The organism is Methylophilus sp. 3sh_L (genome assembly GCF_046766015.1).
Taxonomy (GTDB): domain Bacteria; phylum Pseudomonadota; class Gammaproteobacteria; order Burkholderiales; family Methylophilaceae; genus Methylophilus.
In genome coordinates this window covers 63,829-79,086 of sequence record NZ_JBKOUF010000009.1, presented here as the reverse complement: position 1 = coordinate 79,086, position 15,258 = coordinate 63,829, and the positions used below count along the sequence as shown (strand labels likewise).

The 15,258-nt window shown below is 45.5% G+C and carries 17 protein-coding genes; 9 read left to right on the top strand and 8 right to left on the bottom strand.

What is annotated here, in order from left to right:
- Positions 1-23: 23 nt before the first annotated feature.
- The 8 genes from ACIDF8_RS14250 to ACIDF8_RS14215 all read right to left on the bottom strand — a co-directional run bounded on the left by ACIDF8_RS14250 (position 24) and on the right by ACIDF8_RS14215 (position 7,169).
- Entirely contained in the window at positions 24-785 is a 762-nt protein-coding gene (locus ACIDF8_RS14250) for a hypothetical protein (RefSeq protein WP_412011281.1), read from the bottom strand.
- A gap of 7 nt (positions 786-792) precedes the next feature.
- Entirely contained in the window at positions 793-1,692 is a 900-nt protein-coding gene (locus ACIDF8_RS14245) for a response regulator (RefSeq protein ID WP_412011280.1), read from the bottom strand.
- Positions 1,689-2,186 (bottom strand): chemotaxis protein CheX, encoded by a 498-nt coding sequence (locus ACIDF8_RS14240; RefSeq protein WP_412011279.1) that lies wholly within the window; start codon positions 2,184-2,186, stop codon positions 1,689-1,691. Before ACIDF8_RS14240 ends, ACIDF8_RS14245 begins: the two co-directional genes overlap by 4 nt.
- Before the next feature lie 122 nt (positions 2,187-2,308).
- Positions 2,309-2,677, bottom strand: coding sequence for a hypothetical protein (locus ACIDF8_RS14235; RefSeq protein ID WP_412011278.1), 369 nt, complete (start codon positions 2,675-2,677; stop codon positions 2,309-2,311).
- Positions 2,678-3,163: 486 nt separating this feature from the next.
- A complete protein-coding gene (locus tag ACIDF8_RS14230) occupies positions 3,164-4,021 on the bottom strand; it encodes a hypothetical protein (RefSeq protein WP_412011277.1) in 858 nt (285 codons plus the stop codon).
- A 133-nt stretch (positions 4,022-4,154) separates the two neighbouring features.
- Positions 4,155-4,688, bottom strand: coding sequence for a PEP-CTERM sorting domain-containing protein (locus tag ACIDF8_RS14225; RefSeq protein ID WP_412011276.1), 534 nt, complete (start codon positions 4,686-4,688; stop codon positions 4,155-4,157).
- A gap of 27 nt (positions 4,689-4,715) precedes the next feature.
- The gene (locus tag ACIDF8_RS14220) at positions 4,716-5,315 is read right to left on the bottom strand and encodes an FxDxF family PEP-CTERM protein (RefSeq protein ID WP_412011275.1); all 600 of its coding nucleotides are present in this window, start codon (positions 5,313-5,315) and stop codon (positions 4,716-4,718) included.
- 69 nt (positions 5,316-5,384) lie between these two features.
- Entirely contained in the window at positions 5,385-7,169 is a 1,785-nt protein-coding gene (locus ACIDF8_RS14215) for a pyrroloquinoline quinone-dependent dehydrogenase (RefSeq protein WP_412011274.1), read from the bottom strand.
- 207 nt (positions 7,170-7,376) lie between these two features.
- On the opposite strand from ACIDF8_RS14215, the gene ACIDF8_RS14210 reads away from it, so the two are divergent.
- The 9 genes from ACIDF8_RS14210 to ACIDF8_RS14170 all read left to right on the top strand — a co-directional run bounded on the left by ACIDF8_RS14210 (position 7,377) and on the right by ACIDF8_RS14170 (position 15,247).
- Positions 7,377-8,420 (top strand): SAM-dependent methyltransferase, encoded by a 1,044-nt coding sequence (locus tag ACIDF8_RS14210; RefSeq protein WP_412011273.1) that lies wholly within the window; start codon positions 7,377-7,379, stop codon positions 8,418-8,420.
- Positions 8,421-8,435: 15 nt separating this feature from the next.
- Positions 8,436-8,969, top strand: coding sequence for a DUF2878 domain-containing protein (locus ACIDF8_RS14205; protein WP_412011272.1), 534 nt, complete (start codon positions 8,436-8,438; stop codon positions 8,967-8,969).
- Positions 8,966-9,733 (top strand): DUF1295 domain-containing protein, encoded by a 768-nt coding sequence (locus ACIDF8_RS14200; RefSeq protein WP_412011271.1) that lies wholly within the window; start codon positions 8,966-8,968, stop codon positions 9,731-9,733. The genes ACIDF8_RS14205 and ACIDF8_RS14200 overlap by 4 nt, the downstream gene beginning before the upstream one ends.
- A gap of 41 nt (positions 9,734-9,774) precedes the next feature.
- Positions 9,775-10,368 carry a DUF6134 family protein gene (locus ACIDF8_RS14195; RefSeq protein ID WP_412011270.1) on the top strand — a complete coding sequence of 198 codons (594 nt, stop codon included), beginning with the start codon at positions 9,775-9,777 and terminating at the stop codon, positions 10,366-10,368.
- A gap of 104 nt (positions 10,369-10,472) precedes the next feature.
- The gene (locus tag ACIDF8_RS14190) at positions 10,473-10,904 is read left to right on the top strand and encodes a lipocalin family protein (protein WP_412011269.1); all 432 of its coding nucleotides are present in this window, start codon (positions 10,473-10,475) and stop codon (positions 10,902-10,904) included.
- A 66-nt stretch (positions 10,905-10,970) separates the two neighbouring features.
- A complete protein-coding gene (locus tag ACIDF8_RS14185) occupies positions 10,971-11,915 on the top strand; it encodes an acyl-CoA desaturase (protein ID WP_412011268.1) in 945 nt (314 codons plus the stop codon).
- The gene (locus tag ACIDF8_RS14180; protein ID WP_412011267.1) at positions 11,915-13,168 is read left to right on the top strand and encodes an NAD(P)/FAD-dependent oxidoreductase; all 1,254 of its coding nucleotides are present in this window, start codon (positions 11,915-11,917) and stop codon (positions 13,166-13,168) included. Before ACIDF8_RS14185 ends, ACIDF8_RS14180 begins: the two co-directional genes overlap by 1 nt.
- A complete protein-coding gene (locus ACIDF8_RS14175; RefSeq protein WP_412011266.1) occupies positions 13,165-13,953 on the top strand; it encodes a DUF1365 domain-containing protein in 789 nt (262 codons plus the stop codon). The genes ACIDF8_RS14180 and ACIDF8_RS14175 overlap by 4 nt, the downstream gene beginning before the upstream one ends.
- A gap of 4 nt (positions 13,954-13,957) precedes the next feature.
- A complete protein-coding gene (locus ACIDF8_RS14170) occupies positions 13,958-15,247 on the top strand; it encodes a class I SAM-dependent methyltransferase (protein ID WP_412011265.1) in 1,290 nt (429 codons plus the stop codon).
- Positions 15,248-15,258: the final 11 nt, after the last annotated feature.

Below are 15,258 nucleotides of genomic sequence, written 5' to 3'. Positions count from 1 at the left end.
TGGCTTTTTGTTTTATATGACTATCAAGATAACTCCATAAACCGATCTTCAATGAATTTCTTCTCGATTTCATTACGCTCTTTTTCGTTATTTAATGCGGCAAGCTGTTCTTCAAGTTTGCGTTTTTGCTGCTCCATCTCATCCAGCTGATACTGTAGCTCTCTGGCAGAGGCATCATTTGCGGGTTGAACTGGACGATTGCTCATAACACGCAACTGTTGAATTTCCTGACGTAATTCAGCCATCACATTTTCTGTTTCCTTGGCTTCTGATCTCGCCTTCATCATCATGCTTTGATAGCTTTCAATTCGCTTTCTCATTGCGGCCATTTCAGCATTTTCATCAGCAGATAAGTAATTATTGCGCCGCAGTTGGCCCGCCATTTGTTCCAAATGCGTTTGTAGCTTATTAAGCTCTTGCAACACAGGCTCACTCAAGCGCTCTGCGATTCTGATATCTGAGTCTTCTGAGAGTAATAAGTCATCCAGGCGATCTCTAATCTCCTGCGCAGCTTTATCAAATCGCTGTATGCTATTGATTAAAAAGGGATCTGATTGTTTTTGGTTTTCTTCAAAATTGGAAAATCTTCTATCGAGGATAGTACACAGCGTATCCAGTCGATCACTTGATGATTCCAGCTCTGTATAACACTTACCCAGCGCATTGAAAAACTTTTCCTGTTGCAAGGTATTGCTGATGAGCAATTTAACTAATAGAAAAGCGGCGCCAACACTAATGACCACGCCAGCGCCACTTAACAATTCACCCCAGGTAAAAGGCATCATATTCTCCTTACAGGAGTTTGATATAAGTGATAAATCCTGTGCCAATGTCTGGCACATGAATACGGTAATCCATCCGGCCTAAATTGCTATTTAAAGACATCTCAAGTCGAGGAAATTGCCTACTCACAATACTTGACCTAGCCAGTTTTAACGGACCATTTTTATGTCCAATCGACATTCCGGCACCAAATTCATCCATGAATCTTCTTGCCTCGTCCAATTGGTCGTTATTTGCATTTCCGCTGGCCATGAGAGTTTTAAACATATCCGGCTTTTCATTATTGAGCGCCCACAGCATGCCAACAGCGTTCATTTCCATGATTGCCAATGCATTCACGGGCGGTGTTTTGCCATTTTCGCCAAACAAGCCAATAAAATTGTTTTCTGTTAAACCGCTCAGGGTGAGTGGAGGGCAGGGCTCTAATGTAAAAGCTTGCCCTTTCAGCATACCAGCCAGCATTTTATGGCTGCCAGCGAGGTTTTCTGGCACTGAAGTAGGCTCTTCAACTATGCCACCTACAGGAATAATCTCCAGTATTTTTGACATTAAATCAATATCTTGAAATGGTTTGTTAATTACAAATCTAGCACCGCTTTGATATGCCTGATCAATCTTTTCAACAGCTGATTCTGTCGTCACAAAGCCGATAGGAATTTTCTTACCATACGTTTGACAGACATGCTGGCAAAATTCCAAGCCACTGATTTTATGCATATGCCAGTCGGTGATAATCAGATCAGGGCGGTAGCCCTCAAGGATATTCATGGCAGCTTCTGCGTCGGTGGCAGTTTGAATTTCGAGTTTTGGATAATTGCAGCCCTCTATCGCGCGTTTAATAATACTTTGTATTGCGCGACTATCATCCACAATCAAGAACTTGGTGGCTTCACCCGTCATTGTGCTCATAATGAAAATACCCCTGAAAACTTATGATTATTTACATCGAAGATCACTAGATTGACCAGGTCTTCGTTTGGCTTATCACTGACAAATAAACGACTGAACGTCGCTGTTTTTTGTAGCTCAAAGAATTCTTCTAAAGGAATCTCTGTAGGCAAACCCAATTCGCTGTGATTATCAACGATTAGGCCGCCCCCCATAATATTACATGTTTCTTTTTTGGCATCTTTCACATCATCATCTGATAACTCATCAAATGATAATCCAAACATATGGGATGCAATTTTTTGTGCCTCAGCGTCATCCACGATCAATCCAATCGCAATCGACTCATGTTGTGGTAAACGATCGATATAAAGCGGGAGTACAACAGCCATCAGGTTGTCATGGTTGTGAAAGGTATAGCGCTGGCTCTCCTTGAAGTTGAAAGCGGAACCGCTGACAAACGACCAGGAGTCAGATATTTTTTTCACCATTTCCTGTGTAGGTAAAAGCTGCATGTAGCATCTCCAACAATAGGATATTGATGCTACAGCTAATCAGTAAAGCTTGAAGACGAGAAAAATGATACAAAAAGCGGGCAAATTTTTTAATTGCACCTTATTGAATTGAAGGCAACAATTTAAAGAAGGTGTTTTAGTCGCTTACAAAATTTATATTTGGCGCGACTATTCATCTCATCAAAGAAACGTAACTTCCATTCACTCCTAGCCTCAAGAGAAACTAAACAAGATTGATCACTAAAAGGCGCCCTTACTTTTCTGAATTTTTGAGAACGTGGTGGGGCATAAGCAAGATGTTTCACTTGATACAAAAGCGTTTGCGGGACAACCAATTTGCCCAACACCCAGCGTCTCACAAAAATTGGCTTCAAATTAAACTCTTTGATAAGGTTATGCTGATTAAAAGTACCTAAGAATGCCCCGATTTTTAAACACCATAATAGTGTGTACTTGGCCTGTATTTTTTCGTGCTGTTTATTTCCTCTCATGATTAATTCCCCCCTTTATTATTAATAGCTTGAGACTTCATACTAGCACGCCACAATAAAATGTAAATAATATTTATATTTTAATAATGTATGCAATTAATTCGTAAGTTTACAATTAATTAAGACACGCATATTGGGCTATATGCGTAGCCGGGGATATTGAAACAAAAAGAAAAACTACCTTCAGCGGTGCTTGGGTGTAACAAAGAAAATCTCATTTTTTTGACGGTATCTATGCTTCAAAAAACGCTAATACATTAAGGGCAGTGCGTGCTGAGCCTCATTGTAAGCTTTTTACCTTATCTATAATATTTAACATAATATACATTACACGAACTAAAAAGGAGGAAAATAAGAAGCCTCAGAGCATCGAAAATCTATAACCAATTGGGCTCAATTTCGGACAATACCCGACTTAAAGATTCATAATTTTTGAAATTTGATAAACTGAAATTTGAAATATTTATCGAGTTAAATAGAAAAACATCACGTTGAAATTTTTATTAGCTGAAATTGCTTAACAAAAGGTGCAGCTTCTTGCCATTTTTTACTAATCTCATCCGCATATGGTTTAACGGTATCTGCAAATCTGACAAATAAGTCTATAAATAAACTATTTTCAATTTGGTTATGTTTTATATAAGCCTTCTCAGCAGAATATAATGCATCCATCAAAATCTTAATTTCAGATACAAAGGCCTCTGTCGGCTGGGCTGTCACAGGGTCGAAATTATCTATCCAGGCTAGTTTTTCTAAAATCCACCAAAGTCTTATATGGAAAGGTTTATGATGTTTTTCATATTCAAGCTTGTCCCTATCAATCAACGGCCTGAGATAAAAAAATACAGATACCAGTAAGTAAATTTTGTTATTTATGGTGGTAACGCCAGATTTCCTTGAGTCTAGAATATGTTGTGTATGTCTAAATAGTCCTTCAGTGGCGCACATGTCAGCATCATATTCGCAAGCATCGTACAAATCAGGTCTCACTTTTTTAAGTTCAAAGTGAGACCGAGCTAAATGTGAATACTCATGTGCCACAACCCAAAACATCATCATCAATCCAGCATTTTTCTTTTTTATTTCAGGAGTTATTTGGTCTGGTAAAGACTCAACGAGATTTTCAAGCCATTGGAAAAAACCATGAGGCAAAATAATCTTTCCATCTGGTGCAGAACACGGATAAAAACTATCGGAAGCATCAATATAAATTTTGGGTATTGGAGCGGAATAATTATAGTTATAAACAAATTCAGCAATCATCCTGTCTGCACATTGACATAAATATTGCATTCGAGGTAAGTCCTTGTTTAAAACATATTCCTCCCATGGAGTTAAAAACATAATTTCTCCTTTAAACGCGTATAAATGCTTAAGGATTTACTGCACGTAAAAAAGATTGGTTTTATAAAGCTTAAAGATATTTATTCTATAAAAAAAGGGCTCGATGAGCCCTTTTGATTGATTACTACTAAAACTATCGAGTTCGGCGTATGCCAAACAATCCAAAAACACTCACAGCAAGCAAGCTAAGGGTTTCAGGTTCAGGTACTGGAGTAACACCCGGTACGTCAATAGTTATCAGATAATTAAAGTTCGGACTATTGGATACTGAGCGTTCGGCGGAAATAAAATAAGTTCCAGGATCTAGAACATAATTCAGTATTGCAGCGTACTGAGTTCCGCCTGTCTCAGTGTCATAAGACAATAAGTTACCTCCGAAATCATATAAACCCAAGCCTGGATTCATATTAGGCGCACTAAGTTTGATATTCAATACTAATGAACTTGATGGTTCAATAATTACTTTGTAGTAATCAATATCATTACTTGTAATTTCTCCGCTTATGGAGTAACTATTGCCAGCTGTAAGGGTGAAGGCTGATTGAGCAGTGGAGAAGGAGTTATTGCTGTTTGTGCTTAGAAGGTCAGCATCTGATATGGAAAATGCTGCGTTAGCTAATGACGACCCAAAAAGACAAGCAGTAATTAAATATTTGGCATATTTCATAAACAACCCCTTCTCAAAAAACTTAATTTATTTGTTTTTGCGACGACTAATCATCCCAACCAACCCCAAACCAGCTAACATCAATGCATAGGAGTCAGCTTCAGGTACGGAAGCTACTGGAGAGATATTGAAACTAACATTGAAATCCCCTCCTTCACTACCTGCAAGTTTACCGCTTGCTGTCAGGAAGTATGTACCTGCAGCAAGATTGGTCAATGTAGTCACAGCGTCGCCGAATGAATCGTAAAAACCAAAGTTGAGGAATGTAACGTCATACTTTACATTATCACCAGCAGTGATTTCAGAAATATTGTAGGAGAAGTCAGATACTTGCAATAGATTAATTTGATAGGTGTCATCAAAATAAGCTCCGCGAGTCGAGATCGCCCCAGTGTTTTTAATGAAATCAGCATCGGCTTTTAAGCGTGTGAAATCAATACTTTGACTAGATGTATATGGGCCAAAGTCTTGGGCTTGTGCAATTGTGGTGGACGCTGCAATCGCCATGACTGGCATTACAAGCTTTACGAACGATTTAAACATTTCCTTCTCCAAAGTAAAAAAATCTATTACAACAATTATGCTAATAGTGAACTGTTTAAACAATAGTCCATTATGACTAATCATTTAAGTTTTATTAAAAATAAAAATATTAATCAATATATATTATTCTTTGATGAATATCGACTAGTTAATTCAATTAAGCTTGAACACATAAATAATGTCACCTTGGTTAAATCCAAATAATGAATTACCACCGCTGACAACAGCGATATATTGGTTTCTATTCGCCGAAAAAGTCACTGGCGGAGCATTTACACCATAACTGGACTGATATTGCCATAACAAATCACCAGTACTGTTGTTGTATGCAGAAAATGTTCCATTGCCTTCTCCACAAAATAACAGCCCGCCGTCGGTACTCAAAACCCCACCAACCAGCGGTTGAGTTGTTTTTCTTTGCCATAACACTTTGCCAGAAGCAAGGTCTATTGAGCTAAGCACGCCCCACCTCGGATCATCCGTCGGTTCACTTGCCGCATAGCGGATAGGCTTTTCGCCAGCATTGACGGTTGTTTCGTGCACGGTATATTTGATTGGGCTATGCATAGCAGCGACATAGACCTTTTGATTTTTTTCATCGAGGCTGACTGGGGACCAATTGGCGCCGCCCAGAATGCCTGGATAGATCACAGTGCCTTCTTTGCTTGGCTTGGAAAATAAGTTATGTTGCGGCACGAAAGGTGCTGATTTAGTTAAGAACTGTCCTGTTTTACGATCGTGAATATAGAACCAACCCGTTTTACTCGCCTGGCCAACGGCAGCAATGGTTTTACCTTGATATTGATAGTCGAACAGGACTGGAGGGCTTGCCAGATCATAGCCCCAGAGATCGTGTGGCACTTGCTGGTAATGCCATTTGTATTGACCTGTTTCGGTATCCAGTGCCACTAAAGAGACCGTATACAAATTATCCCCTGGCCGCGATACATCATTCATTTGCGGTGAGGGGTTGCCTGTCCCAAAATAAAGCGTATTGGTCGCGGTATCGATGGCTGGCGTGCTCCAGGCAGAGCCGCCACCAAAGGTTGCAGCGTCGGGATAATCTTTTAGCGCTGAACGCTCAGCTGCGGTGTCTCTTTGGAACTGATTACCGTCCGGGGTTCGGGTCGTAAACTGCCCTTCCCAACCTTGCTTGGGAATCGTATCAAATTGCCAAACCTGATGACCATCCTTCACATCATATGCAGCTAAAAAGCCTGGGCGGCCGTAGCGGCCAGTCACGCCAATCACCGCGCCCAATGGCGCATCGCTGCGCGGATTATCGATATGTAAACCATAGCCGACACCGGTAATGCCTATCATCACTTTGTGATTGAAAACCACTGGTGCCATCGCGATCCCCACGCCGGTGCCACCAGTCACTTTACGGGTTTTGTTAGGGTCATTTCCGCTCAAGGCTTCCTGATGCTCGGTATTCACCTGATTGGCTGCAACATCAATATCCCATTGTTTTTCGCCAGTTTTAGCATCCAGCGCAATCAGCCTTGCATCCACTGTGCCTATAAAAACCTTCCCCTCTGCCACAGCCACCCCACGGTTCGCAGGGCCACAGCACATGGGCCAATCTGATTTGCGGTCATGCGTATATTTCCACAACTGCTTGCCAGTGACTGCGTCCAGAGCCAGCACATGATTGTAGGGCAGACTGACATACATCACGCCATCGACAACAATCGGGGTGGCTTGAAACGTGGCTTTCACGCCGGTTTCAACCTTCCAGGCAAGTGCTAGCTGGTGCACATTCTTCTGGTTGATTTGAGACAAAGAGGAGTAACGCTGGGCCTTCAGATTCATCCCATAGGTTGGCCAATCCACATTGGGAGAAGATGTTTTTTGCGGTTTGCTGGCATGCGTACATGCCATGAGCACGGCGGAAAGCGCCACCAAGGAAAACACGCTTAATTTGTTATTGCGCATGATGATAACCCCTACTACATTTTTAACTATACAGGTTAGTATACACCTAAAACGCACTCTGCCGAGCCAACCGTTTATTTACTGGTAAACAGTGGGGGCTCCCGCCTCGTCATCTAGATGTGATAAAAAGTTTTCTATCAATGAAACTTATCTCAAGGACGAATGGACTTATACTAGGATCATTTAGTTAACACAATAATTATCATCATGACTTCACTTGTGACATTTGCCTTAAAGTTGTCTGAAATGGGCCACCTCCCCGATGCATTGATACGAAAAGGCATACAGCGTTTATGCAAAACAAGGTTAGAAGAGATCTCTGATGAGGATTGTGAACAGGCCCAGTCAAACCTCGCAAAATTTGTGCAAGCCATGGCGCATTCAGAGATTGCTCCCTTGCCCGAAAAAGCCAATGCGCAACATTACGAAGTCCCAGCCGACTTTTATCAATATTGCTTAGGCCACAACCGCAAATACAGCAGTTGTTTCTGGTTACCCGACACGCGCTCGCTGGATGAAGCCGAGCAGCTTGCGCTAACGCAAACTTGTGCGCATGCCCAATTGCAGGATGGCCAGCACATTCTGGAACTAGGCTGTGGCTGGGGTTCACTCACGTTATGGATGGCTAGCCATTATCCACAATCACAGATTACCGGCGTATCAAATTCTGCGTCACAGCGTGAATACATTTTGGCGCAGGCAAAAGCACGTGGCCTGTCAAATATCCATATCCTGACCGCTGACATGAATGTGTTTGACACTGAGCAGACTTACGACAGGATCGTTTCGGTGGAAATGTTCGAGCACATGCGTAACTATCAGGTACTGTATGGCAAGGTCGCGCGTTGGCTTAAACCGGGCGGTTTATTTTTTAAACATATCTTTGTCCACCGCTACACCCCGTATGCATTTGATGTGAATGCCGAAGATGATTGGATGAGCCAGTATTTCTTTAGCGGCGGCATGATGCCTAGCGATGATTTGCCCTTGTATTTTCAGGATGATTTGAAGCTGATAAACAAATGGCGTTGGGATGGGACGCATTATGAAAAAACCGCCAATGCCTGGCTACAACACATGGATCAAAACCATTCGGCACTGACGCCAGTGCTTGAGTCTATCTATAGCAAAGCAGAGGCAGAAATGTGGCGCCAGCGCTGGCGGATCTTTTTCATGGCCTGCGCAGAACTGTTCGGCTACAACCACGGCCAGACCTGGTGGGTCAGCCATTATTTATTCTCAAAAAGATAAGGTTAAGTATTAAATATGACCAATAATAAATTGATTATATTTAATTTTATTTCTTTTCAAGCCATTTGGTGGTTGTGCGTGCTGTCTGCCAAAGCTGACTTAAGTGCCGCCGTTTTTGTTGCCGTTTTAGTTTATACCTTACTGCATCTAGCCTTGGTCGAGGGTTGGTCACAAACCCTGCCTTTATTATTAACAGCGTTACTTGGTGCCGTGGCGGACCAATATGCCTACCAGCTGCAATGGATTCTGTTTGAAAACCATACACACTGGCCAGGCTATCTGCCGCTGTGGATGCTGGCCTTATGGCTTGGATTTGCCACCACCTTGAACGTGAGCATGCGCTGGCTGCAGCACAAATATGGCTTGGCACTAATTTTGGGGGCCGTATTTGGTCCGCTCGCTTATTTAGGAGCGCAAAGCCTTGGAGCCATTCAGCTCCCCAACATTTACAGCCTGGTGTGGTTTGGGCTTGAATGGGCTACCCTGTTGCCACTCATGTTGTGGTTACGCTATCGCTTTAACCAGTCTTTTGCTTTGGGGCACTTATGATTTATTACTACGCACTGATTGCGATTAGCTTATTCGCACTGTGTGGCTGGTTCTTAAGTTTCATCACCAAACACTACAGCCATGTCGATAGCATGTGGAGCCTGTTTTTTGCAATCACAGCCTATATAACGGCCATATTCCTAGACGATTTTTCCATACGTGCTTGTCTGGTTTTGACCGCGGTGACCGTATGGTCGCTGAGGCTGAGTATTTTCTTAACCTGGCGCAACTGGGGCAAAGAAGACCACCGTTACGAAACCATACGCAAAAACAACGAGCCTTTTTTCTGGCTGAAGAGCCTGTACATCGTGTTTGCTTTTCAGGCGCTACTGGCCTGGGTCATTTCTTACCCGCTGTTCGCAGCCATCTCAGCCAGCGCAGCCTTGAATTGGCTGGACCTGGCCGGGGCATTGTTATTTGTGGTCGGCTTATATTGGGAGGCGGTTGCGGATATGCAACTGACACGATTCAGAGCTGCAGCCGGGCATGAAACCCAAGTGCTTAATACCGGCTTGTGGCGCTACAGCCGCCATCCCAACTATTTTGGCGAATGCCTGATCTGGTGGGGATTTGCACTGTTAGCGGCTTCTTCTGGCAGCTACTGGGTGTGGCTATCACCGGTGTTGATGACGTTTTTACTACTCAAGGTGAGTGGCGTGCGCTTGATGGAGCAGACGATTCATAGCCGCCGCCCCGGCTATGCCGAATACGTCAGCAACACCAATGCATTTATTCCCGGGATTCCCAAGCGAGTTGAAAAATGAGCAAGCATTTATCAACACCGTGCCTTTTAGCGGGCCTAGCCATGTTGGCGGCGATGCCATTACACGCGCAGGACTGGTCTTTCGAGGTGTTTCTCGATCAGCAAAAAATTGGCACTCACACGTTCAGTCTGGATCAAAACCAACTGCAAAGCCGTGCCAACTTTAAGGTAAAAGTATTGTTTATTAATGCCTACCGCTACCAGCACCAAGCCAAAGAGCAATGGCAAGGCAACTGCCTGGCTCAATTGACTGCACACACCGAAGAAAATAAAGAAATCACCGATGTCAAAGGGGCGCTACAAAACAATCAGTTTGTCATTGAAAAAAATGGCAGCACGCAAACTCTGCCCGGCTGCGTTATGACCTTCGCCTACTGGAATCCGGAAATACTCAAGCAAACGCGTTTACTTAACCCGCAAAACGCGGAATATCTGGATGTGACCGTCACGGATGATGGCGTGAAAACTATAGAGGTAAAAGGTCAGGCCACCCTCACCCACCAATACCGCCTCAATGGCCGTTACAAGGGCAAAGAAAAATTGAAAATTACCCTTTGGTACGATCAGCAACAGCAATGGGTAGGCCTGGAGTCAATCACACCAGAAGGTTACAAAATCATATATAAACTCATTTAATCAATATGTTGAAAAATCTTTTTAAAGCGATTTGTATCATGGGTATTTTCTCACTCACTGCTTGTCAAACCCTGCCTCCGATAAAAACGGTTGAGGAAGTCGACTTGAACCGTTTCATGGGCGACTGGTACGTGATTGCCGCGATCCCGACATTTATTGAAAAGGATCCTTACAATCCGGTTGAGCGCTATGAAAAAAATGCCGATGGCAGTATTGCGACGACTTTCAGCTTTCACCAGGGCAGCTTTAGCGGTCCGCTTAAAGTCTATCACCCCACTGGTTTTATTGTTCCGCAAACAGGCAATGCTGAGTGGCGCATGCAATTCGTCTGGCCATTTAAGTCAGAATATTTGATCGCATACCTGGACCAGGATTACAAGCATACGATTATTGCCCGTAATAAAAGGGATTATGTCTGGCTAATGTCCAGGCAGCCAACTTTGGAGCAAGCCCGCTATGAAGAGTTGGTGACTAAAATACGCGCCATGGGCTACGACACCAGCAAGCTGCAGCGATTCAAGCATCAGGCGAAATAATGTTTAATTTGTTCACATAACAATAATGAGTAACAAGCGTGTCGCGCATTTGAGAGAGGACGAATCATGCAACACAGAAACACCGCGCTGCTTTGGCGGCTGATCGGTTGGCTGGATAACCAGCGCTACCAACCGCCTGCCAGTGCCAATGCCGAGAGTATAGACTGGTGGCGGGTGCTGCCATTTGTTGGTCTGCATCTGGCGTTGATTGCGTTGTATTGGGTTGGTTGGAGCCCGTTTGCAGTCGCCTTTGCCGTAGTCTTGTATGTCATCCGCATGTTTGCCATTACTGGCTTTTATCACCGCTATTTTGCCCACAAGACCTTCCAGACCTCACGTGCAGGTCAATTCTTGTTTGCTCTGCTCGGTGCGACTGCGGTGCAACGCGGGCCACTCTGGTGGGCAGCCCATCACCGCAGCCACCATGTTCACGCGGATCAGCCGCAAGATATCCACTCCCCTCATCAGCATGGCTTTTTATGGAGCCATTTAGGCTGGTTTTTAAGCCATGCTAACTTTAAGACACAATTAGAGCGGGTGCGAGAATTAACGCGCTTTCGTGAGCTTTGCTGGCTGGATCGGTTTGATAGCCTGGTGCCGCTTGCCCTGGCCTTGGCTATTTACCTGCTGGGCGTTACGCTTGAATACTATGCGCCACAGCTACATACCAACGGCTGGCAGTTGCTAGTGTGGGGCTTTGTGGTGTCCACCGTGGCACTCTATCACGCGACGTTTTGCGTTAACTCGTTGGCACATGTCTGGGGCAGCCGCCGTTATGCCACCCGCGACCATAGCCGTAATAACTGGCTGATTGCAGTGCTGACGCTGGGAGAAGGCTGGCACAACAATCATCATCATTTTCCAGGGTCGGTCAAGCAAGGTTTTTACTGGTGGGAGATAGACTTAACCTACTACGGACTAAAGCTGTTGGCTGCATTGGGGTTGATCTGGAATTTGAAACAGGTCCCGGTGGAGGTGCGTGACCAGCATCATCAGGAAGGGCCACGGTAATGGGATTTAAAATTGCCATCATAGGTGGCGGCATTGCCGGCAATACGCTTGCCTACGCCTTGCATCAACAGCATGACATCACGCTGTTTGAGGCAAATGATTACCTGGGCGGACATACCCATACGCACAAGGTAAAGATCGGCGGCCAGACCCATGCGGTGGATACCGGCTTTATTGTGTTTAACGATAAAACCTATCCTGAGTTTGAACGCATTTTGCGTGAAACGGGCGTGGCCTGGCGCGACAGCAATATGAGCTTTAGCGTACGCAACGAGGTGTCTGGCCTGGAGTATAACGGTACGACTTTGAACAGCCTGTTTGCCCAGCGCCGCAACCTGCTTTCGCCAGCGTTTTACCGCATGATTCTGGATATTTTGCGTTTTAACAAATCGTCGCTGGCCTTGCTGGCCGCCGGCGATGAAATCCCGCTGGGGGAGTATTTAAAGCAGCAAGGATACTCCAAGCCATTTATCCGCGACTATATCGTGCCTATGGGGGCGGCGATTTGGTCTACCGATGCAGAGCAGATGCTGCAATTTCCTGCCCGCTTTTTTGTGCGTTTTTTTCACCATCATGGCATGCTTACCATAGATCAGCGGCCGCAGTGGCGCACGATCGTTGGTGGGTCTGCGCGCTATCTGGATAAAGTGGCTGCAGGCTACCGCGATCGCATCCGGCTCAATGCAGCGGTGCAAAGTATAGAACGGGATGCACATGGCGTGACCGTCACCACGCTCAACGGAGCAGCTGAGCAGTTCGATTTTGTCTTTTTTGCCTGCCATAGCGATGAAGCCTTGCAAATATTGGGTGCTGAAGCCACCCCAGCCGAGCAAGAAATTCTCGGCGCTATTCCTTACCAGGACAACACGGTGTATCTGCATACCGATGCCAGCCTGATGCCGCAACGCAAACTGGCTTGGGCAGCATGGAACTACCATGTCACGGCGCAAACGACAGGCAAGGTGCAAGTCACCTATAACATGAATATTCTACAGGGCATCCAATCCAGCGAACCATTACTGGTCACCTTGAACTACACCGATGCCATCGCGCCAGGCAAGGTGATTAAAAAGCTACACTATCGCCACCCCTTATACACATTGGCGGGTGCCCAAGCGCAAGCCCGCCATGCCGAAATCAGTGGCAAGCACCGCACCGCCTATGCGGGTGCCTATTGGCGCAACGGCTTTCATGAGGATGGCGTGGTGAGTGCCCTGGCCGCTGTAAAACATTTTCAGGCCATGACTTCATGAGTCCAGCACCCACCACCTCGCAAACAGAACCGCTGCATAGCGCGATTTATACGGGTTGGGTCAGCCATCACCGGCTGCAGCCCACCATGCATGGCTTTCGTTACCAGTTATTTATGCTGTATCTAGACCTGGAAGAGCTACCAAAACTTTTTAAAAACAATTGGTTATGGTCTTATCTTAAACCAAATCTTGCTTATTTCAGGCGCCGTGACTACCTGGGGTCTAGTAATGAGCCACTGGATGTCAGTGTGCGCAACCTGGTGGAACAGCAAACCGGGCGCCGTCCTTTAGGCCGCATCGGCTTGCTCACGCATTGCCGTTACTGGGGTATTTGCTTTAATCCAGTCAGTTTTTATTACTGCCATGATGCACAGGGGCAGTTGCAAGCGATTGTGAGCCACATAACCAATACGCCCTGGAAAGAACGGTATGCGTATGTGCACGCCATGGATACCGCAGAAAACGGCGTATTCCGTTTAAAAAAGAATTTTCATGTGTCGCCATTCATGCCCATGGATATCCAGTATCAATGGCAGTTTTCTGCCCCCGCACAAGAAATCCATGTCCATATGCAAAACTGGCGTGATCAACAGGCTATGTTTTTTGCCACGCTTAAACTGCAGCGCCAGCCGTGGCAGGCAAAAACGCTCAACCGCCTGTTATGGCAATACCCCTGGATGACCCTGAAAGTGATTGCCGCCATTTACTGGCAAGCCTTGCGGTTATGGCTTAAGAAAGTACCGTTTTATTCTCATCCTGATCAAAATTCCAGACTTGGAAACTAAGCTTATGACAACCATCCCTAGCCCTTCATCCCTGACTTCGGACAGCCTGACCAAACCACTGAAAGCCAAAAGCCGCGCCAAGTGGGTGGCTCAACTGGCTAAATCGCAGGTACTTAAGCGCCTGGCAGGATTGCAAATTGGTGAACTCACATTGGTGGATGGCGCAGAAATTCATGTATTTGGCCAGGCACAGTCAGGGCAAATTCAAGCTAGCATTACTGTGCATGATGCCCGTTTTTATGGCGAAATTGCCTTTGGTGGCAGCATAGGCGCCGGTGAGGCTTACATGCTTGGTTACTGGCAGGCTGATTCATTAACCAATGTCATCCGTTTGATGGTACTTAACCAATCAGTTATGGATAACTTGGAGGGGGGCTATCAATGGCTGAGTAAGCCCGTGCTGAAACTGTTTCATTGGCTGAATAGCAACAGCGAAGCTGGCAGCAAAAAAAATATTGCGGCGCATTATGACCTCGGCAATGAGTTATTCCAGATATTTCTGGACCCAACCATGATGTACTCCTCTGCCATGTTTGATGCAGGGGCTGAAAGTTTGCAAGCCGCGTCTGAGCGTAAGTTGCAGGTGATTTGTGAAAAGCTTCAGCTCAACGCAAACGATCGCGTGATTGAGATTGGCACCGGTTGGGGTGGTTTTGCCCTCTATGCTGCCAAGCATTATGGCTGTCATGTCACAACGACCACCATTTCCCAACAACAATATGCCTTGGCGCAAACCCGCATTGCCGAAGCAGGCCTGCAAGACCGCATTACCTTGCTCAAGCAGGATTACCGCCACCTGCAAGGGCAATACGACAAACTGGTTTCGATCGAAATGATAGAAGCTGTCGGTCATCAATATTACGACACCTATTTCAACAAGGTCAGCAAGCTTTTAAAACCGGATGGCGTCGCCTTGATTCAGGCGATTACGATTGCCGATCAGCGTTATGCCAGCGCCATCCGCTCGGTAGACTTTATCCAGCGCTATATTTTCCCTGGTTCCAACATCCCATCAAATACCGCCATGCTTGCCAGCATGACGCGGGCAAGTAATTTACGCCTGGTAGATCTGCAGGATATTGGTCTGGACTATGCCACCACCTTGCGCTTATGGCGGGAAAACTTTTTTGCCAACCTAGACGCAGTGCGGCGGCTGGGCTACAGCGAGACCTTTATTCGGATGTGGGATTTTTACCTGAGTTATTGCGAGGGTGGCTTTGCCGAATGCGCGTTAGGGGATGTGCATCTTTTGCTTGCCAAACCCGGCTATCGCAAACTCAAGCGCATCGGGTAGACGCCCCTGCA